The organism is Streptomyces sp. NPDC043685 (assembly GCF_056436585.1).
Window position 1 is genome coordinate 498,512 of record NZ_JBWKCH010000003.1, and the last position, 18,517, is coordinate 517,028.

Annotated in this window: 15 protein-coding genes; 6 read left to right on the forward strand and 9 right to left on the reverse strand. The window is 71.5% G+C overall.

Annotation, left to right across the window (positions count from 1 at the left end; translation table 11 throughout):
* Positions 1-12: 12 nt before the first annotated feature.
* From AC0665_RS11485 to iolC, 8 genes are all read right to left on the reverse strand, one after another.
* Positions 13-3,189: a putative bifunctional diguanylate cyclase/phosphodiesterase gene (locus AC0665_RS11485; protein WP_478704884.1), complete on the reverse strand. Its 3,177-nt coding sequence runs from the start codon at positions 3,187-3,189 to the stop codon at positions 13-15.
* A gap of 5 nt (positions 3,190-3,194) precedes the next feature.
* Positions 3,195-4,295, reverse strand: a complete 1,101-nt coding sequence (gene galE / locus AC0665_RS11490) for a UDP-glucose 4-epimerase GalE (RefSeq protein ID WP_478605942.1) — start codon at positions 4,293-4,295, stop codon at positions 3,195-3,197.
* A gap of 77 nt (positions 4,296-4,372) precedes the next feature.
* Positions 4,373-5,161, reverse strand: coding sequence for a GntR family transcriptional regulator (locus AC0665_RS11495; RefSeq protein WP_478605939.1), 789 nt, complete (start codon positions 5,159-5,161; stop codon positions 4,373-4,375).
* 21 nt (positions 5,162-5,182) lie between these two features.
* Entirely contained in the window at positions 5,183-6,676 is a 1,494-nt protein-coding gene (locus tag AC0665_RS11500) for a CoA-acylating methylmalonate-semialdehyde dehydrogenase (protein ID WP_468632577.1), read from the reverse strand.
* Between the two features lie 43 nt (positions 6,677-6,719).
* Complete coding sequence (iolD, locus tag AC0665_RS11505; protein WP_478704885.1) at positions 6,720-8,594, reverse strand: 3D-(3,5/4)-trihydroxycyclohexane-1,2-dione acylhydrolase (decyclizing); 1,875 nt, start codon at positions 8,592-8,594, stop codon at positions 6,720-6,722.
* Positions 8,591-9,484: a 5-deoxy-glucuronate isomerase gene (iolB, locus tag AC0665_RS11510; protein ID WP_363116716.1), complete on the reverse strand. Its 894-nt coding sequence runs from the start codon at positions 9,482-9,484 to the stop codon at positions 8,591-8,593. Before iolB ends, iolD begins: the two co-directional genes overlap by 4 nt.
* Before the next feature lie 13 nt (positions 9,485-9,497).
* Positions 9,498-10,376, reverse strand: a complete 879-nt coding sequence (locus AC0665_RS11515; protein ID WP_366049683.1) for a Cgl0159 family (beta/alpha)8-fold protein — start codon at positions 10,374-10,376, stop codon at positions 9,498-9,500.
* Between the two features lie 39 nt (positions 10,377-10,415).
* Positions 10,416-11,393, reverse strand: a complete 978-nt coding sequence (gene iolC / locus AC0665_RS11520) for a 5-dehydro-2-deoxygluconokinase (RefSeq protein ID WP_478704886.1) — start codon at positions 11,391-11,393, stop codon at positions 10,416-10,418.
* A gap of 322 nt (positions 11,394-11,715) precedes the next feature.
* On the opposite strand from iolC, the gene AC0665_RS11525 reads away from it, so the two are divergent.
* From AC0665_RS11525 to AC0665_RS11550, 6 genes are all read left to right on the forward strand, one after another.
* Positions 11,716-12,735, forward strand: a complete 1,020-nt coding sequence (locus tag AC0665_RS11525) for a sugar ABC transporter substrate-binding protein (RefSeq protein WP_468404145.1) — start codon at positions 11,716-11,718, stop codon at positions 12,733-12,735.
* On the forward strand, positions 12,735-13,811 hold the full coding sequence (locus tag AC0665_RS11530; protein WP_468404147.1) for an ABC transporter permease: 1,077 nt from the start codon (positions 12,735-12,737) through the stop codon (positions 13,809-13,811). The genes AC0665_RS11525 and AC0665_RS11530 overlap by 1 nt, the downstream gene beginning before the upstream one ends.
* Before the next feature lie 5 nt (positions 13,812-13,816).
* Complete coding sequence (locus AC0665_RS11535; protein ID WP_468404149.1) at positions 13,817-14,728, forward strand: ATP-binding cassette domain-containing protein; 912 nt, start codon at positions 13,817-13,819, stop codon at positions 14,726-14,728.
* Position 14,729: 1 nt separating this feature from the next.
* Positions 14,730-15,632, forward strand: a complete 903-nt coding sequence (locus AC0665_RS11540) for a sugar phosphate isomerase/epimerase family protein (protein ID WP_478605933.1) — start codon at positions 14,730-14,732, stop codon at positions 15,630-15,632.
* Between the two features lie 19 nt (positions 15,633-15,651).
* Positions 15,652-16,671 (forward strand): Gfo/Idh/MocA family protein, encoded by a 1,020-nt coding sequence (locus tag AC0665_RS11545; RefSeq protein ID WP_478605931.1) that lies wholly within the window; start codon positions 15,652-15,654, stop codon positions 16,669-16,671.
* Between the two features lie 71 nt (positions 16,672-16,742).
* Positions 16,743-17,348 carry a GOLPH3/VPS74 family protein gene (locus AC0665_RS11550; RefSeq protein WP_478704887.1) on the forward strand — a complete coding sequence of 202 codons (606 nt, stop codon included), beginning with the start codon at positions 16,743-16,745 and terminating at the stop codon, positions 17,346-17,348.
* Positions 17,349-17,498: 150 nt separating this feature from the next.
* On the opposite strand, the gene AC0665_RS11555 is transcribed toward AC0665_RS11550, so the two are convergent.
* The gene (locus AC0665_RS11555; protein ID WP_478704888.1) at positions 17,499-18,503 is read right to left on the reverse strand and encodes a Gfo/Idh/MocA family protein; all 1,005 of its coding nucleotides are present in this window, start codon (positions 18,501-18,503) and stop codon (positions 17,499-17,501) included.
* Positions 18,504-18,517: the final 14 nt, after the last annotated feature.

The window sequence follows — 18,517 nt, forward strand, 5'->3', positions numbered from 1 at the left end:
CGGTCCTCGCCCTCAACCGGCCACCCGGTGACCGTCGTTGCGCTGCCGCAGCACGGCCTCGCCCTGTTCCAGCGTCAGGGGCCGGGCGAACAGGAAGCCCTGCCCGTACCGGCATCCGATGCCCGCCAGCAGTTCCTGCTGCGGCTCCTCCTCGATGCCCTCGGCGATCACCTGGAGGCCCAGGGTGTCGGCGAGATGGACGATGCCCTCGACCAGGGCGACCTGCCGGGGATCGTGCGGGATACCGTCGATGAACGACTTGTCGATCTTCAGTACGTCGATGGGGAAGTCCCGGAGATAGCGCAGCGAGGAGAACCCGGTGCCGAAGTCGTCGACCGCGATGCGCACCCCGCGGTCCTTCAGTGCCTGGATCTGCGCATCGATCTGCGCGGTCCGCCGCATGAGCACCGACTCGGTGAGTTCCAGCTGCAGCGTGCCCGCGGCGAGGCCGGTGGTGTCCAGGGCGCTGCACACCTCGTTCAGGAAGGTGGTGTCCCGCCACTGCCGGGCGGACACATTGACGCTGAGGTACGGCGGATCGAACCCCGGCGTGCGGTGCTGGAGCCGGGCGAGGTCGGCCGTGGCCCTGCGCAGCACCCAGGCGCCCAGCGCCGAGATGTGCCCGGTCTCCTCGGCGAGCGGGATGAACTGCCCCGGTGGGACCGGATCGGGCCCGAGTTCCGGCCAGCGGACGAGAGCCTCGAAGCCCACGACATCGCCCCCCACGATGTCCACCACCGGCTGATAGCGCATGCCGAACTGCTCCTTCCTCACAGCCTGGTCGAGCCGTGCCTGCAGGTCGTGCCGCTCCACCACACGAATCCGCTGCTGGGGCCGGAACCGGCGCCAGGTGCGCTTGCCGGACGTCTTGGCCGCGTAGAGGGCCAGGTCGGCCAGTGCCAGCAGGTCCCCGGCGTCCGTGCTGTCCTCCGTCGTGGCCACGCCCACGCTGGCCGAGACGCTCACCGTCTCCACATCGAGATGGAACGGCCGGCTCAGCGCCCGGACGACGTGGGCGGCCAGTACTTCGGCGTCGAGGGGCTGCTCCGCGTCCTCGACCAGCACGGCGAACTCATCGCCGCCCAGCCGCGCCGCGGTGTCGGTACGGCGCAGCGTCCCCGACAGGCGCTCGGCCACGGCGCACAGCAGCCGGTCGCCGACCGAATGGCCGAGCGTGTCGTTGACGATCTTGAAGTCGTCCAGGTCGACGAAGAGCAGGCAGGTGGTCGTCGACTCCCGATGGCCCCGGCGCAGCGCGCGTTCGGTCCGCTCCAGCAGCAGGGCGCGGTTGGGCAGGCCGGTCAGGGAGTCGTGGAAGGCCCTCCGGGTCAGTTCGTGCTCCAGCTGCCGCTGCTCGGTGACGTCCCGCAGGGTGACGACCAGGCCGCCCACGGTCGGGTCCCGGCGCAGGTCGCGACAGCGCACCTCCACCTCGATGCGGTCCGTGTCCCGGAGCACCCACCAGCTGTCCTGCACTTCCTGCGGGCCGATGTCGCTCGTGGCCGCCAGGCTCCGGACGACCCGGTCCTGTTCCCGGGGGTCCACCAGGTCCGGCAGCCGGATGCCGGTGAGTTCGGTGCTGCCGAACACGCTCGGCGCGGACGGACTGGCGTAGCGGACGGTGGTGTCGTCGTCGACGATGAGGATGACGTCCGAGGCGTTGTGCACGAGCGTGCGGAAGTACGCCTCGTTCTCCTTGCGGATCACCTCCCGCCGCAGAGCGATGCGTTCTGTCGCGAGCCCCACATGCGAGGCGAGCAGCTCCAGCGAGCCGCGCATCTCGCTGAGCTCGCGTTCGGACCCGGCCGCCAGCAGCGCGCCCGGGAGCTCGCTGCCGGCCGGCCGCTCGGACGGGACCATGGGGCAGAGCAGGGCGGTCGGCAGCGCGCCGAGCCGGGCGGCGATCTCGGGCCCGAGTGCGTCGACCGTAACCATGACGGTGCGGCCCAGGGCCACCTCAGCAGCCCCGTCTCGCATGGCACCGGGGCCGTCCTCCCAGGCGGGGCGGCGCGCCAGGCGCGCGCAGAGGTCCCGGGCCTCCCCGGCCGACAGCAGCAGGGTCACGTGCCGGCCCTGCGGCCCGAAGAGGGCGGTGACCGCGTCATCGCACACCCGCTCGACCTCCGTCGGCCAGAAGGCCCCGACCAGGGACGCGGCCGCGGTGCGCAGGGCCAGCTCTCGCGTCATGGCCCGGCGGTGCGCGACGACCATCAGGGCGAGCCGGAGGATCACCAGAAGGAACAGCGCCCCGGAGAACGCGGCCAGCACGGTGGCGTCGTAGCCCAGACCCAGGCTCTCCTCATGAACGAGGATCGCGGGCGGGATCAGGGTCGCGGCGGCGAGCAGCATCAGCCGCCACCGGGGTGGCAGCAGGGACGGCGACAGGGAGGCCGGGGCGGTCAGCCGCGCCATGGAGGGATGCAGCGCGGCGAGGCCGCACGCCGTACAGAACACGATCCGGCCGACGTCGAGCGGCGTGCCCGCCTGCCAGGTGCCGTTCAGCTGGAGGACGCCGCGGGCGGTGTCGAAGCCGAACAGGGCGCAGAAGCCCAGGACGAGCAGCTGGACGGACGGCCGGGTGCCCGGCCCGGGGCCGCCGCGGGCGAGGAGCCGGGTGAGGAGGGCGAGCAGCAGGATGTCCCCGAGCGGGGAGGCGACGCTGACCAGACGCTGCTGCCACGTGAGTCCCTCCTGCCGGGCCAGCGGCTGCAGCAGGTACACCCACACCGGCAGTGCGAGGCCGGCCGTGATGACCAGGGCGTCGAGAAGAGCGGGCAGGTCACGGCCCCTCCGGCGCACCAGACCTGACAGGCCCACGGCGAAAAGGCCGTACGCGACGAGGTAGCCGGCGTCCGCCGGGGAGGGGAACGGGAGCGGCGCGGAGAGGTACGCCTGCTGTACGTCGCAGTAGGTGGCGCCCGCGGTGAAGGCCAGCAGCCCGGCGGCGAGCACCAGCCACGGCCGGCGGTGCGGGGGCCGGTGGACCCGCACCCCGACGACGACGGCGGTCACCCCCGACAGACCGATGAGGGCCCACAGCGGCGTCCGCAGCACCGGGACGCTCATACCGAGCACGGTGAGGATGCCGACCGGCACGAGGTGGGCGGCCATCAGCCTGCGGGCCGATGACGTCCTCGGACGCCGGATGCGGCTCACCGTACGGGTCGCGCGGAAAGCCGGGGGCCGCATGGCGGCTACTCCTTCTTCTCCGGCCCCCGCGCGGTGTCCTCGTAACCGTGCGGGTTGAGCCGCTGGAAACGCCAGGCGTCCAGGCACACGTCGGAGAGGTCCCGGGTGGGATGCCAGCCCCAGGCACGTCCCACGGCCGTCGCGTCGGCGACCAGCTCGGCGACGTCTCCGGGCCGGCGCGGCGCGATGTCGTACGGAATCGACCTGCCGCTGGCCCGGGAGAACGCCGTGATGACCTCGAGAACCGAACTCCCCGCACCCGCACCCAGGTTGTACACCTCCATGCCTGGCGGGCCGGCCAAGTGCTCCAGCGCGACGCGGTGCGCCTCGACGGCGTCCATGACGTGCAGGTAGTCCCGGATTCCGGTGCCGTCGCGGGTGGGGTAGTCGTCACCGTAGACGGAGAGCTTGTCGCGCCGGCCCACGGCCACCTGGGCCAGGTACGGCAGCAGGTTCTGGGGCGTGTGGCGCGGGTCCTCGCCGATGAGTCCACTGGGATGGGCCCCGGCCGGGACGGGGTAGCGCAGGCACAGCACGGAGTACTCGGGATGGCGGCGGCACACGTCCGCGAGGATCTGTTCGCAGATCCACTTCGAGGACGCGTACGGCGTCCCGGGCCGGATCGGGGTGCTCTCGTCGAGCGGGCCGCCACCGGCGTCTCCGTAGAGCGAGCAGGAGGACGCGTAGAGCAGCCGGTGCACCCCGTGCTCGTGCATGGTCCGCAGCAGGGCGGTGGTGCCGCCGACGTTGGTGTCGTAGTACGAAACGGGCATCCGTGTCGACAGGCCCCCGGCCTTGTGCGAGGCAAAGTGCACGACGGCGTCCACGGAGTGTCGGTCGAAGACGGCCGAGAGGGCGCGCCGATCACGGATGTCCAGCTCGTAGACGGCACCGACGAAGCGGCCGGCGATCCGTTCCACCCGGGCGAAGACCTGCGGTGTGCTGTTGGAGTAGTTGTCGACCGCGATCACTTCGTAGCCGTGGTCCAGCAGTTCCACGCAGGTGTGGCTGCCGATGAAACCGGCCCCGCCGGTGACGAGGACAGTCGAGGGCGCCCACGAGGAGCCGGCTCCTCGTGCGGTCGTCGACTGTCTCCTGCGAGCCATACCAGCACTCTCGCGTCGGGTGGCACCGTATGTTTACGGTGTATATGTACGACCTTGCACCCGAGGTCGGGGTCGGGTCAAGGTCTCACCAGCAGCTGGAAGTCAAACGAATAGCGCGAAGCCCGGTAGATGTGCGTCCCGTACTCGACCGGGCGCCCCGTGTCGTCGTACGCCGTGCGCTGCATGGTGAGCAGCGCCGCACCCTCCCGCTCGTCCAGGCGGGTCGCCTCCTGGGCCGTGGCCGCGCGGGCGCCGATCGTCTGGCGGGCGCTGTGCAGGGTGATGCCCGCCGAGCGCATCATCCTGTACAGGCCGGTCGACTCCAGGCGGGCGCTGTCGAGGTCCAGCAGGGCCGCGGGCAGATGGTTGCACAGCAGCGCCACGGGCGTGCCGTGGGTCCGGCGCACCCGTTCCAGGACCGTCACCTCGCTGCCCTCAGGCACCCCGAGGGCGGCGGCGACCTCGCAGGACGCCGGGACGACCTCGTGGCGCACGACCTCCGTGGTCGGCGCCTGCCCGGCCGTCTCCAGGTCGTCGTAGAGACTGCTCAGTTCCAGGGGGCGCCTGACCTGGCTGTGCACCACCTGCGTGCCCACCCCGCGCCGCCGGACCAGCAGGCCCTTGTCGACCAGCGACTGGAGGGCCTGACGGACCGTGGGGCGGGACAGGCCCAGGCGCGCGGACAGGTCGACCTCGTTGCCCAGGAGGTCGCCCGGGGCGAGGGCCCCGTGCTCGATCGCCGCCTCCAGCTGCCGCGCGAGCTGGTGGTACAGCGGCACGGGACTGCCCCGGTCCAGGGCGAAGTCCAGCGAACCGAGCGCGGAGGCGGCCGCCGTGGTGCGGGCCCGGTCACCGGTCCTCGCCATGGATGAACCCCCCTCTCGATGTCAGGAGTTGCTCGGGAAACCGAGGTTGATACCGCCGTCGGAGGGGTCCGGCCAGCGGGTGGTGATGACCTTGCCCTGGGTGTAGAAGGCGATGCCGTCGTTGCCGTAGACGTGCAGGTCGCCGAAGAGGGAGTCCTTCCAGCCGCCGAAGGAGTGGTAGCCGACCGGGACCGGGATCGGCACGTTGACGCCGACCATGCCCGCCTTGACCTCCAGCTGGAAGCGGCGGGCCGCGCCGCCGTCCCGGGTGAAGATCGCGGTGCCGTTGCCCCAGCGGGAGGAGTTGATCAGCTGGATGGCCTCCTCGTACGTCTGCGCCCGTACGACCGCCAGCACCGGGCCGAAGATCTCGTCCCGGTACGCGTCCGCCGTCACCGGCACCCGGTCCAGCAGACAGACGCCGAGGAAGAAGCCGTTCTCGTGCCCGTCGACCGACAGGCCGGTGCCGTCGACCACGACCTCGGCGCCCTGCTCGGCGGCCGACGCCACGTAGGAGGCCACCTTGTCGCGGTGCTCGCGGGTGATCAACGGACCCATCTCGGAGGCCGGGTCGTCGCCCGGACCGATCTTGAGGTTCCTCGCGCGCTCGGCGATCTTGCCGACCAGCTCGTCGCCGATGTCACCGACGGCCACGACCACCGACACGGCCATGCAGCGCTCGCCGGCCGAGCCGTACGCGGCGTTGATGGCCTGGTCGGCGGCGAGTTCCAGGTCGGCGTCGGGCAGCACCAGCATGTGGTTCTTGGCGCCGCCCAGGGCCTGCACCCGCTTGCCGTGCTCGACGGCCTTCAACTGGATGTACTTGGCGATCGGCGTCGAGCCGACGAAGGACACCGCCTCGACGTCCGGGTGCTCCAGGAGGCGGTCCACGGCCGTCTTGTCGCCCTGCACGATGTTCAGGACGCCCTCGGGCAGACCGGCCTCGGTGGCCAGTTCGGCGAGCCGGAGGGACGCCGACGGGTCCTTCTCGGACGGCTTCAGCACGAAGGTGTTGCCGCACGCGATGGCCAGCGGGAACATCCACATCGGCACCATGGCCGGGAAGTTGAACGGCGTGATGCCCGCGACGACGCCCAGCGGCTGGCGGATCGAGGCGACGTCGACCCGCGTGGAGACCTGGGTGGACAGCTCGCCCTTGAGCTGGACGGAGATCCCGCAGGCGAGCTCCACGATCTCCATGCCGCGCGCGACCTCGCCGAGCGCGTCGGAGTGCACCTTGCCGTGCTCGGCCGTGATCAGCTCGGCGATCTCGTCGCGGTGGGCGTCCAGCAGCTCGCGGTACTTGAACAGGATCGCCGTGCGCTTGGCCAGGGAGGACTCGCCCCAGCTGTCGAAGGCGGCCCTGGCGGAGGCGACCGCGGCGTCGACCTCGTCGACGGTGGCGAACGCGACCTGCTTCTCCTGGGCGCCGGTCGCCGGGTTGTAGACGGGGCCGAACCGGCCGGAGGTGCCCTCGACGGGCTTGCCGTCGATCCAGTGGGTGATGGTCTTCATGGTGCGCAAGGGCCTTTCGTGGAGCCTGGGGCAGCGGCGGGGGTCAGAGGTGGCGGCGGCGTCCGGCCACCTGGCGGTCGTAGCGCTCGCGGGCCGCGACGGCCGCCTCCCGGGAGGCGGTCTCGGCCACCGGCACGTCCCACCAGGCCTCGGCCGGGGGAGCGGTCGGGGCCGGATCGGTCTCGACGTAGACGCACGTCGGCCGGTCGCCGGCGCGGGCCGCGGCGAGGGCGTCGCGCAGCTCGCGCACGGTCTTGGCGCGCAGCACCTCCATGCCGAGGCTGGCCGCGTTGGCGGCGAGGTCGACCGGCAGCGGGGCGCCGGTGAAGGCGCCGTCGGCGGCGCGGTGGCGATACGCGGTGCCGAAGCGCTCGCCGCCGGTCTCCTCCGACAGTCCGCCGATGGAGGCGTAGCCGTGGTTCTGGATCAGGACCAGGTTGACCGGCAGTCCCTCCTGGACGGCCGTGACGATCTCCGTCGGCATCATCAGGTAGGTGCCGTCGCCGACGAGCGCCCACACCGGGGTGCCCGGGGCGGCCTGCTGGACGCCGATGGCGGCCGGGATCTCGTAGCCCATGCAGGAGTAGCCGTACTCCAGGTGGTACTGGCGCGGGCTGCGCGAGCGCCACAGCTTGTGCAGGTCGCCGGGGAGCGATCCGGCCGCGTTGATGACCACGTCGTCGTCGCCGACGGCCGCGTCGAGCGCGCCGAGCACCTGGGTCTGGGTCGGGACAGCGCTGTCGTCGTCGGCCCGGTAGGCGGCCTCGACGACCTCGTCCCAGCGCTGCTTGCCGGCGCGGTACTCGGTCTCGTAGGCCTCCGCGACGCGGTGCCCGGCCAGGCCCTCGGCCAGCTTCTCCAGACCGGACCGCGCGTCGCACACCAGCGTTCGGGCGGCCAGCTTGTGCGCGTCGAAGCCGGTGATGTTGAGGTTGAGGAACCGCACGTCCGGGTTCTGGAAGAGCGTGCCGGAGGCGGTGGTGAAGTCCGTGTAGCGGGTGCCGACGCCGATCACCAGGTCGGCGGTGCGGGCGAGGTCGTCGCTGACGGCCGTGCCGGTGTGGCCGATGCCGCCGAGGTCGGCGGGGTGGTCGTGGCGCAGCGAGCCCTTGCCGGCCTGGGTGGAGGCGACCGGGATGCCCGTGGCCTCCACGAATGCCTTCAGCGCCGCCTCGGCCTCGCTGTGGTGGACGCCGCCGCCCGCCACGATCAGCGGCCGCCCGGCCGCCCGGATCGCCTCGATCGCGGCGGCCAGCTCCACCGGGTCCGGCGCGGGACGGCGTACGGACCAGACGCGCTCGGCGAAGAACTCCTCCGGCCAGTCGTACGCCTCCGCCTGCACGTCCTGCGGCAGGGCCAGGGTGACGGCGCCGGTCTCGGCCGGGTCGGCCAGCACGCGCATCGCGTTCAGCGCCGACGGGATCAGCGCCTCGGGGCGGGTGATCCGGTCGAAGTACCTCGACACCGGACGCAGCGTGTCGTTGACCGAGACGTCGGCCTCGACCGGGTGCTCCAGCTGCTGGAGGAGCGGGTCGGGGGCGTGCGAGGCGAAGTAGTCGCCGGGCAGGAGCAGCACCGGCAGCCGGTTGATCGTCGCCAGGGCCGCGCCGGTGACCAGGTTGGTGGCGCCCGGGCCGATGGAGGTCGTCACCGCCTGCGCGGACAGGCGGTTGAGCTGCCGGGCGTACCCGACCGCGGCGTGCACCATGGACTGCTCGTTGCGGCCCTGGTGGAACGGCATGGCCTCCTCGCCCGCCTCCAGGAGGGCCTGGCCGATCCCGGCGACGTTGCCGTGGCCGAAGATGCCCCAGGTCCCGGCGATGAGCCGGCGGCGCACGCCGTCCCGCTCGGTGTACTGGGCGGACAGGAACCGCACCAGGGCCTGGGCGGTCGTCAGTCGGCGGGTCGGGGCGCTCATCGGGACGTCTCCGGGGCGGTGTAGAGGGGGAGGCGGGGGTCGACCGGCTGGTCCGGCCAGGTGTCGCGGATCCAGGCGTGGTCGGGGTGGTCGCAGATCAGCCAGGCGCGCTCGGCCTCCGGGCCCGCCATGACGTTGAGGTAGTACATGTGGTGGCCGGGCGTGGCCATCGACGGCCCGTGCCAGCCGTCCGGGATGAGGACGACGTCACCGTCACGGACCTCGGCGAGCACGTCGGTGTCGCGGCCGGGGCCGGACGGGGAGACGCGCTGGTAGCCGAGGCCGGGGACGCCGTCGTGCCCGGCGAACTCGAAGTAGTAGATCTCCTCCAGCACGGACTCCTCGCCCGGCCGGTGCTCGTCGTGCTTGTGCGGCGGGAACGACGACCAGTTGCCGCCCGGGGTGATCACCTCGACCGCGATGAGCTTGTCGCACTCGAAGACCCCGGCCGCGCCGAAGTTGTTCACCTGCCGGGAGCAGGAGCCGGTGCCCCGCAGCTCCACCGGCACCTCGGAGGCCGGCCCGTAGCGCGCGGGCAGCCGGCGGGTGCAGCGCGCGCCGGTCAGCGCGAACCGGCCGCCGCCGGCGGACGTCACGCTCGCGCGGGCGTCGCGCGGGACGTACGCGAAGTCGCTGACCCCGCTGAACACGTCGGGCCGTCCCCGCAGTTCGAAGGTGTCCTGGCCGAAGTCGTCCGTCACGGCGACCGCGCAGCCGCCGCTCAGCGGGACGACGATCCACTCGCTGTCGCCGCTGTCGAAGGAGTGCGCGCCGCCCGGCGGCAGCTCCAGGACCCGCAGGGCGGAGTGGCCCCAGCCGGCCTTCTCGGGCGTGATGTCGACGGTGTAGGGGCCGCCGAGGGCCTTGCCGGCGGGAAGGTGGTACGTCATTGCGTCCTCCGGATCACAGCAGACCGACGGCCGTGTCCACGGCCTCTTCCACGCTGCCCCCGGCCGGGTAGAGCAGCGACCTCCCCACGACCATGCCCTGCACGGTGGGCAGTCGCAGGGCTTTGCGCCAGCGTTCGTAGGCGCCCTCCTGATCGTCGCCGACCTCGCCGCCGAGCAGCACCACCGGCAGCGTGGAGGTCTCCAGGACCTCGGCCATGTCGTCCGGGTCGTCGGTGACGGGGAGCTTCAGCCAGGTGTAGGCGGAGGTGCCGCCCAGACCCGAGGCGATCGCGATCGACTTGGTGACGGCCTCGGCGGACAGGTCGTTGCGGACCTTGCCCTCCACGCGCCGGGACAGGAACGGCTCGACGAACAGGGGCAGCCGGTGGGCGGCCATGGCGTCGATCGCCCGCGCGGTGGACTCCAGGGTGGTCAGCGAGCCCGGGTCGTCGTAGTCGATGCGGACCAGGAGCTTGCCGGCGTCGAAGCGGAGCCGGGCGATGTCCTCGGCCCGGTGGCCGGTGAAGCGGTCGTCCATCTCGAAGGAGGCGCCGGCGAGGCCCCCGCGGTTCATCGAGCCCATGACGACCTTGTTCTCCAGCACCCCGAGCAGGAGCAGGTCCTCCAGGATGTCGGCGGTGGCGAGCACCCCGTCGACGCCGGGCCGCGACAGCGCGGTGCACAGCCGCTCCAGCAGGTCCGCGCGGTCGGCCATGGCCAGGCGCCGGTCGCCGACCCCGAGGGCGCCGCGCGCCGGGTGGTCGGCGGCCACGATCATCAGCCGGCCGCTGTCGCCGATCAGCGGGCGACGCACCCGGCGGGCCGCCGCCTCGGCGACGGCCTCGGGGGTGCGGGCTCTGACCGTGGTGAGGTCGGGGATGCCGATGTTCAAGGAAGGCTCCGTTTCAGTGGCTCGTGCTCGGCGACGGCGTCAGTGGCTCGTGCTCGGCGACGGGGCCACGGCGAGGAGGTCGGCGACCTCGGACTCGGTGGGCATCGCGGAGGAGCAGGCCAGGCGCGAGGCGACGAGGGCGCCGGCGGCGTTGGCGTGACGCATGGTCCGTTCCAGGTCCCAGCCGGCGAGCAGACCGTGGCAGAGCGAGCCGCCGAAGGCGTCGCCCGCGCCCAGGCCGTTGACCACCTCGACCGGCACGGGCGGCACCTCGGCCCGGCTGCCGTCGCGGTGCACGGCCAGGACGCCCTTCGGGCCCTGCTTGACCACGGCCAGTTCCACGCCCGCCTCCAGCAGCGCGTCGGCGCAGGCCCGCGGCTCGCGCACGCCGGTGGCGATCTCGCACTCGTCGAGGTTGCCGACCGCGACCGTGGCGTGGCGCAGGGCCTCGCGGTAGTACGGGCGGGCCTCCTCGGGGTCGCGCCAGAACATCGGGCGCCAGTCGAGGTCGAAGACGGTGACGCCGGACTTGTCGCGGGCCTTGAGGGCGGCGAGCGTGGCGGAGCGGCTGGGTTCCTCGCTCAGGCCGGTGCCGGTGATCCAGAAGACGCGGGCCCCGCGGATCGCGAAGAAGTCCAGCTCGTCGGTGTGGATCTCCAGGTCGGGGGCCTTGGGCCGGCGGTAGAAGTACAGCGGGAAGTCGTCCGGCGGGAAGATCTCGCAGAAGGTGATCGGCGTCGGGTGGGCCGCGACCGGGGTGACCCAGCGGTCGTCGACGCCGAAGCCCTTCAGCTCCTGGTGCAGGTAGATGCCGAAGGGGTCGTCGCCGGTGCGTGTGATCACCGCCGTGCGGCGTCCCAGGCGGGCCGCCGCGACCGCCACATTGGCCGCCGAACCTCCCAGAAACTTCCCGAAGGTCTCCACCTGGGCCAGGGGGACGCCGGTCTGGAGGGGATAGAGGTCGACCCCGATGCGGCCCATCGTGATCACATCGAAATACTGGGCTGGCTCGGCCATGCGCGACCTCCTCGGGAAGCTGGGGATGCGGGTCCCCAGGCGCCCTGACACGGTGGGGGCGTGAAGGGACGGGACCTGCCGCCTCACAGGTGTAGGTCGCGGAGGCCGGTGCTGTCAATAGTTTGTACTTACATTCGGACCTGCACGTGAAATGATGTCTTAACAAAGTATTGACAGCGGGCCCGGCAGGGACTTGTATCCCGTGCCATCGCAACAGTCGGTTTGCGGCATCATGATCCGGACTCCGTAAGGCTCCGGGACCACGGATCCCTTCGTGATCCCTTCCTTTCCCCCGCAGTAGCACAGTGAGGTGCCAGGAAAGATGGACCGCTCTTCTCACCCCCGCTCTCGCAGGTTCGCGCCCGTCGTCGCCGTGGCCGCGGCAGCGGCCCTGACCCTCGCCGGCTGCTCCAGCAGTTCCGGAGGCAAGAAGTCCGAGGAAGGCGCCGCGAACGCCTCCGCCGGCAAGGCGACCACTCCCCGCATGACCGTCGCCCTGGTCACCCACCAGGCACCCGGCGACACCTTCTGGGACACCGTCCGCAAGGGTGCCGAGGCCGCGGCCGCCAAGGACAACATCAAGCTCATCTACTCCGCCGACCCGAACGCGGGCAACCAGGCCAACCTGGTCCAGAACGCGATCGACCAGAAGGTCGACGGCATCGCCGTCACCCTCGCCAAGCCGGACGCGCTCAAGGGCGTCATAGGCAAGGCCGAGAAGTCCGGCATACCCGTGGTCGGCCTCAACTCCGGCCTGAGCGACTGGAAGAAGCTCAACCTGCTGGAGTTCTTCGGCCAGGACGAGTCCGTCGCGGGCGAGGCCTTCGGCAAGAAGCTCAACGACGTCGGCGCCAAGCACGTCCTGTGCGTCATGCAGGAGCAGGGCAACGTCGGACTCACCCAGCGCTGCGACGGCGTCGCCAAGACCTTCGACGGCAAGGTCGACCCGCAGAACGTCAACGGCACCGACATGCCGTCCGTGAAGTCGACGATCACCGCCAAGCTGAAGCAGGACCCGTCCATCGACTACGTCGTCACGCTCGGCGCGCCCTTCGCGCTGACCGCGGTGCAGTCGGTCGGCGACGCCGGCAGCAAGGCGAAGGTCGCCACGTTCGACCTCAACAAGGACCTCATCAAGGCCATCAAGGGCGGCGACATCCAGTTCGCCGTGGACCAGCAGCCGTACCTGCAGGGCTACCTGGCCGTCGACGGCCTGTGGCTCTACAAGAACAACGGCAACTACAGCGGCGGCGGCGAGCAGCCCGTGCTGACCGGCCCGGCCTTCGTCGACAAGGCCAACGTCGACAAGATCGGGGAGTTCGCCGCGAAGGGCACCCGGTGATGAGCATGACCCAGCAGGCCACGCCGGCGGTGGGAACACCGCCGGCCCCCGGCCCGAAGCAGTCCGACGGCCGGACGCGGCAGCGCCCGCTGGCGCTGCGGCTGCTCGCCCGGCCCGAGGTCGGCGTCTTCCTCGGTGCCGTCGCCGTCCTCGTGTTCTTCCTGTTCGCCGCGCCGCCGGTACGCGACGGCAGCTCGATGGCGAACATCCTGTACCAGTCGTCGACCATCGGGATCATGGCGCTGCCCGTGGCCCTGCTGATGATCGGCGGCGAGTTCGACCTGTCCGCCGGTGTCGCCGTGGTCACCTCGGCGCTGACCGCGTCGATGCTCAGCTACCAGCTGACCATGAACGTCTGGGTCGGCGTGATCGTCGCCCTGCTCGTCTCGCTCGCGATCGGCGCCTTCAACGGCTGGCTGCTGGTCAAGACCGGCCTGCCGAGCTTCCTGGTCACCCTGGGTACCTTCCTGATCCTCCAGGGTGTCAACCTCGCGATCACCAAGCTGGTCACGGGCAACGTCGCCACCGACGACATCAGCGACATGGACGGCTTCACACAGGCGCAGAAGCTCTTCGCCTCGACCTTCACCGTCGGCGGGGTCAACGTCAAGATCACCGTCGTGTGGTGGCTGGTCTTCGCGGCCCTGGCGACCTGGGTGCTGCTGCGCACCAAGTACGGCAACTGGATCTTCGCCGTCGGCGGCAACAAGGACTCCGCGCGGGCCGTCGGCGTGCCCGTGACCTTCACGAAGATCTCCCTGTTCATGCTGGTCGGCTTCGGCGCCTGGTTCGTCGGCATGCACCAGCTGTTCTCCTTCAACACCGTGCAGTCCGGCGAGGGCGTGGGCCAGGAGCTCATCTACATCGCCGCGGCCGTCATCGGCGGCTGCCTGCTCACCGGTGGCTACGGCTCCGCGATCGGCCCGGTCTTCGGCGCCTTCATGTTCGGCATGGTGCAGCAGGGCATCGTCTACGCCGGCTGGAACCCCGACTGGTTCAAGGCCTTCCTCGGCGTGATGCTCCTCGGCGCCGTCCTCATCAATCTGTGGGTCCAGCGCACGGCGACCCGGAGGTGACCGCGATGACCAGCAAAGAAACGGCCACCCACGGTGCCGTCCTGAAGGACACCCCGCCCGAGGGGGACCGCCCCCTGGTGGAACTGCGCGGCGCGGGCAAGTCCTACGGCAACATCCGCGCCCTGCACGGCGTCGACCTCACCGTCCACCCCGGCAAGGTGACCTGTGTCCTCGGCGACAACGGCGCCGGCAAGTCCACCCTCATCAAGATCGTCTCGGGGCTGCACCAGCACACCGAGGGCGAGTTCCTCGTCGACGGCGAACCGGTGCGCTTCTCCACCCCGCGCGAGGCCCTCGACAAGGGCATCGCCACCGTCTACCAGGACCTCGCCGTCGTCCCGCTGATGCCGGTGTGGCGCAACTTCTTCCTCGGCTCCGAGATGACCAAGGGCCCCTGGCCCGTACGCCGTCTCGACATCGAGAAGATGAAGAAGACCGCGGACGAGGAACTGCGCAACATGGGCATCGTCCTGGACGACATGGAACAGCCCATCGGCACGCTCTCCGGCGGCCAGCGCCAGTGCGTCGCCATCGCCCGCGCCGTCTACTTCGGCGCCCGCGTCCTCATCCTGGACGAGCCGACCGCCGCCCTCGGCGTCAAGCAGTCCGGTGTGGTGCTGAAGTACATCGCCGCCGCCCGCGAGAAGGGCCTCGGCGTCATCTTCATCACCCACAACCCGCACCACGCCTACATGGTCGGCGACCACTTCAGCGTGCTGCGCCTCGGCACCATGGAACTGTCCGCCTCCCGCAGCGACGTCAGCCTCGAAGAGCTGACCAACCACATGGCCGGCGGTGCCGAACTGGCCTCCCTCAAGCACGAGTTGGCGCAGGTTCGCGGCGTCGACGTCGAGGAGCTCCCCGAGGAGGGGGACCTCACCGCTCCCGTAGCCACGCCTTCGGAAGGAAAGTCCTGACATGGCCCTCGCGCTCGACCGCATCCGGGTCGGCTCCGCCCCCGACTCCTGGGGCGTCTGGTTCCCCGACGACCCCCAGCAGGTGCCCTGGGAACGCTTCCTCGACGAGGTCGCCGAGGCCGGCTACTCCTGGATCGAACTCGGCCCCTACGGCTACCTGCCCACCGACCCGGCCCGGCTCACCGACGAGGTGACCAGGCGCAACCTGAAGGTCTCGGCCGGAACCATCTTCTGCGGACTGCACCGCGGCCCCTCCGAGTGGGACTCCACCTGGGAGCAGGTCAGCCGGGTCGCCGCCCTCACCCAGGCCATGGACGCGGGGCACCTGGTCGTCATCCCGTCCTTCTGGCGCGACGACAAGACCGCCGAGATCCTGGAGTCCCCGGAGCTCACGACCGAGCAGTGGCGCAACCTCACCACGGGCATGGAGCGCCTCGGCCGCGAGGTGAAGGACCGCTACGGCCTGGACATCGTCGTCCACCCGCACGCCGACACTCACATCGACACCGAGGAGCACGTCGAGCGGTTCCTCGACTCGACCGACTCCGACGCCGTCAACCTCTGCCTGGACACCGGGCACTACGCCTACTGCGGCGGTGACAGCGTCAAGCTCATCGAGACCTACGGCGAGCGCATCGGCTATCTGCACCTCAAGCAGGTCGACCCGGAGATCCTCGCCGACGTCGTCAAGAACGAGGTCCCGTTCGGCCCGGCCGTCGCGCGCGGTGTGATGTGCGAACCGCCCGCCGGTGTCCCGGAGTTGGGTCCGGTCCTCACGGCCGCCCAGAAGCTCGGCGTGGACCTGTTCGCCATCGTCGAGCAGGACATGTACCCCTGCGAGCCGGACAAGCCGCTGCCGATCGCGGTGCGCACCCGCAAGTTCCTGCGGTCCTGCGGCGCCTGACGACCCGGAAGGACGGCCCATGACGGAGCGTGCCGCGCTGGGAGTGGCGGTCATCGGTACCGGACGGATGGGCGCCGACCATGTGCGCCGCCTCCACGAAGTCATCAGCGGAGCACGGGTGGTCGCCGTCGCGGACGTCGACGCGGAGCGGGCCGGGGCCGTCGCGGCCCGCGTCGACGGCTGCACGGCCCACACCGACCCGGCCGCCGCACTGGCGGCGGACGGCGTCGACGCCGTCCTGATCGCCTCCCCGGGCCCGGCCCACGAAGCCACCCTGCTCGCCGCGTTCGAGCGGGACCTGCCCGTCCTGTGCGAAAAGCCGCTCACCCCCGACGCGGCCTCCGCCCTGCGCGTCCTCGAAGCCGAACTCCGCCTCGGCCACCGCCGGGTCCAGGTCGGCTTCATGCGCCGCTACGACCCCGAGTACGCGAAGCTGAAGGCCCTGCTGGCGACGGGGCAGCTGGGCCGCCCCCTGATGCTGCACAACCGGCACCGCAACGTCGCCAGCCCGCCCTTCTTCACCAGCTCCATGCTCATCAGCGACTCCGTCGCCCACGAGGCCGACGCGACCCGCTGGCTGCTGGGCCATGAGATCACCGCCGTCACGGTGCTGCGCCCCACCCCCTCGGCCGGCGCCCCGGACGGCTTGCGGGACCCGCAGTTCGTCGTCTTCGAGACCGACGGCGGCGCCCTGAGCGATGTCGAGATCTTCGTCAACTGCGGCTTCGGTTACCAGGTCCAGGCCGAGGTCGTCTGCGAACGCGGCACCGCCCGCATCGGCGACGGCCACGCCCTGGTCACCAACATGGCCGGCCGCTGGGGCGGCACCATCGCCCAGGACTGGACCGAACGCTTCGCGACGGCCTACGACCAGGAGATCCAGACCTGGGTCGACGCCACCCGCCGCGGCGAGGTCACCGGCCCGAGCACCTGGGACGGCTACGCGGCGGCGGCGGTGTGCGAGGCGGGGGTCAGGGCGCTGGAGGAGGGCGGACGGGTGGAGGTCGAACTGGTGGAGCGGCCTGCGCTGTACGCATGACAAGGGGTTCGGATCGCTGCCCCGGCCCCTTGCCGCAGGTAGCGTGAACAGTGTCGTAGAGGGGAGCGGTGATGGGCACGGCACGCGACCTGATGATCGTGGCGCTGGACGGGGCGACGAGCCGACCGGTGACGCAGGGTGACCTGTCGCTCGCACTGGCCGGGGCGGAGGTGTTCGACCTCCTCGGCGCCGAAGCGGTGACGCTGGACGAGGACCGCATCGTGCCCCGCCGCACGCCGCCCCTCGACGACCCTCTGCTCGAACAGGCCGCGGCCGCGCTCGTGCGTGACAAGCCGCATGAGACGGTCGAGGACTGGCTGTGGCGCAGGGGCCGCGGACTGGCCGAGCGGTACCTGACCGTCCTGACCGACGAGGGACTGGTCGCGAGGCCGCGCGCCTCCTGGATCCCCTTCCGCGGCACCGCCGGGCCGACGCCGGTCGACTCTCCTGCCCGGCAGCGCGCCAGGGACCGCCGGGCGGCCGACGAGCCGGTGCTCACCACACTCGCGGCCGCCGTCGGAGCGCGCGACGACGTGCCCGACGACCTCGCCGTGCCCCACGGCGCCGCCCAGACCGTGTTCGCCGCGGTGGTCGGCGCCGTGACGGAGCTGGACGCCGTGCGCCGACGGCGGGCCGTCGAGAACGCGGCGTTCGCCAACGTCTGGCGCGGTGCGTGACCGTCGCGCGCCCGCGGGCCCGTTGATCCCGAGAGTGCGGCCCTGCGCGCCTCGCGGACGGTGACCGCGCCGCACCGCCTGACCGTCCACGTCCGTGGCCTGTAGGGGTGATGGCGGGGCGGGAGCTGGCTCCCGCCCCGCCACGGCACGTCAGAGCGCCCGTACCTCCTCGATCGTCACGGGACGGTGCTCGCGCAGCGACAGGGTGCACGCGTCCGCGATCCAGCCCGCCTCCAGGGCGTCCTCGATCGTGCAGGGGGAGGGGCGGGTGCCGGCCACGACCTCGGTGAACGCGGTCAGTTCGGCGCGGTAGGCGGCGGTGAAGCGGTCCATGAAGAAGTCGTGCGGGGTGCCCGCCGGGAAGGTCACGCCCGGTTCGACCGAGCGCAGCGGCAGCTTGTCCTCCAGGCCCACGGCGATGGAGTCCTTGAAGCCGTGGATCTCCATGCGGACGTCGTAACCCCGGGCGTTGTGGCGGGAGTTGGAGACCGCCGCGATGGTGCCGTCGTCGAGGGTGAGGATCGCGCCGGTGGTGTCGGCGTCACCCGCCTCCTTGATGTACTCGGCGCCCCGGTTGCCGCCCACGGCGTACACCTCGGTGACCTCGCGTCCCGTCACCCAGCGGATGATGTCGAAGTCGTGCACCGAGCAGTCGCGGAAGATGCCGCCGGAGGCGGCGATGTACGCGGCCGGCGGGGGCGCCGGGTCCAGCGTGGTCGAGCGGACCGTGTGCAGCGCGCCGAGCTCACCGCTCCGCACGGCGGCGCGGGCGTTGACGAAACCGGTGTCGAAACGGCGGTTGTAGCCGATCTGGATCGGCACGTCCCGGCCCCGGACGGCCTTGAGCACCTCGACACCCTCGGCCATGGTCCTGGCGACGGGCTTCTCGCAGAAGACGGGGACACCGGCCTCGACACCGGCGAGGATCAGCGCCGGGTGGGCGTCCGTGGCGGCCGCGACGACGATGCCGTCCACTCCGGCGGCCAGCAGCGCCTCCGGCGAGTCCACGACTTCGGCCCCGAACCGCTCGGCCGCGGCCTTGGCGGCATCCGCGAACGGGTCGGTCAGGACGAGGGAGCCGACGGCGTCGAGTCCGGAGAGGGTCTCGGCGTGGAAGGCGCCGATGCGGCCGAGGCCGAGGATTCCGATACGCATGGGGGTGTGCTCCT

Bases quoted from the DNA above. Each gene is read 5' to 3' on its own strand.
- AC0665_RS11485 (WP_478704884.1), bottom strand. From the start codon at position 3,189: ATGCGGCCCCCGGCTTTCCGCGCGACCCGTACGGTGAGCCGCATCCGG.
- galE (WP_478605942.1), bottom strand. From the start codon at position 4,295: ATGGCTCGCAGGAGACAGTCGACGACCGCACGAGGAGCCGGCTCCTCG.
- AC0665_RS11495 (WP_478605939.1), bottom strand. From the start codon at position 5,161: ATGGCGAGGACCGGTGACCGGGCCCGCACCACGGCGGCCGCCTCCGCG.
- AC0665_RS11500 (WP_468632577.1), bottom strand. From the start codon at position 6,676: ATGAAGACCATCACCCACTGGATCGACGGCAAGCCCGTCGAGGGCACC.
- iolD (WP_478704885.1), bottom strand. From the start codon at position 8,594: ATGAGCGCCCCGACCCGCCGACTGACGACCGCCCAGGCCCTGGTGCGG.
- iolB (WP_363116716.1), bottom strand. From the start codon at position 9,484: ATGACGTACCACCTTCCCGCCGGCAAGGCCCTCGGCGGCCCCTACACC.
- iolC (WP_478704886.1), bottom strand. From the start codon at position 11,393: ATGGCCGAGCCAGCCCAGTATTTCGATGTGATCACGATGGGCCGCATC.
- AC0665_RS11525 (WP_468404145.1), top strand. From the start codon at position 11,716: ATGGACCGCTCTTCTCACCCCCGCTCTCGCAGGTTCGCGCCCGTCGTC.
- AC0665_RS11530 (WP_468404147.1), top strand. From the start codon at position 12,735: ATGAGCATGACCCAGCAGGCCACGCCGGCGGTGGGAACACCGCCGGCC.
- AC0665_RS11535 (WP_468404149.1), top strand. From the start codon at position 13,817: ATGACCAGCAAAGAAACGGCCACCCACGGTGCCGTCCTGAAGGACACC.
- AC0665_RS11540 (WP_478605933.1), top strand. From the start codon at position 14,730: ATGGCCCTCGCGCTCGACCGCATCCGGGTCGGCTCCGCCCCCGACTCC.
- AC0665_RS11545 (WP_478605931.1), top strand. From the start codon at position 15,652: ATGACGGAGCGTGCCGCGCTGGGAGTGGCGGTCATCGGTACCGGACGG.
- AC0665_RS11550 (WP_478704887.1), top strand. From the start codon at position 16,743: ATGGGCACGGCACGCGACCTGATGATCGTGGCGCTGGACGGGGCGACG.
- AC0665_RS11555 (WP_478704888.1), bottom strand. From the start codon at position 18,503: ATGCGTATCGGAATCCTCGGCCTCGGCCGCATCGGCGCCTTCCACGCC.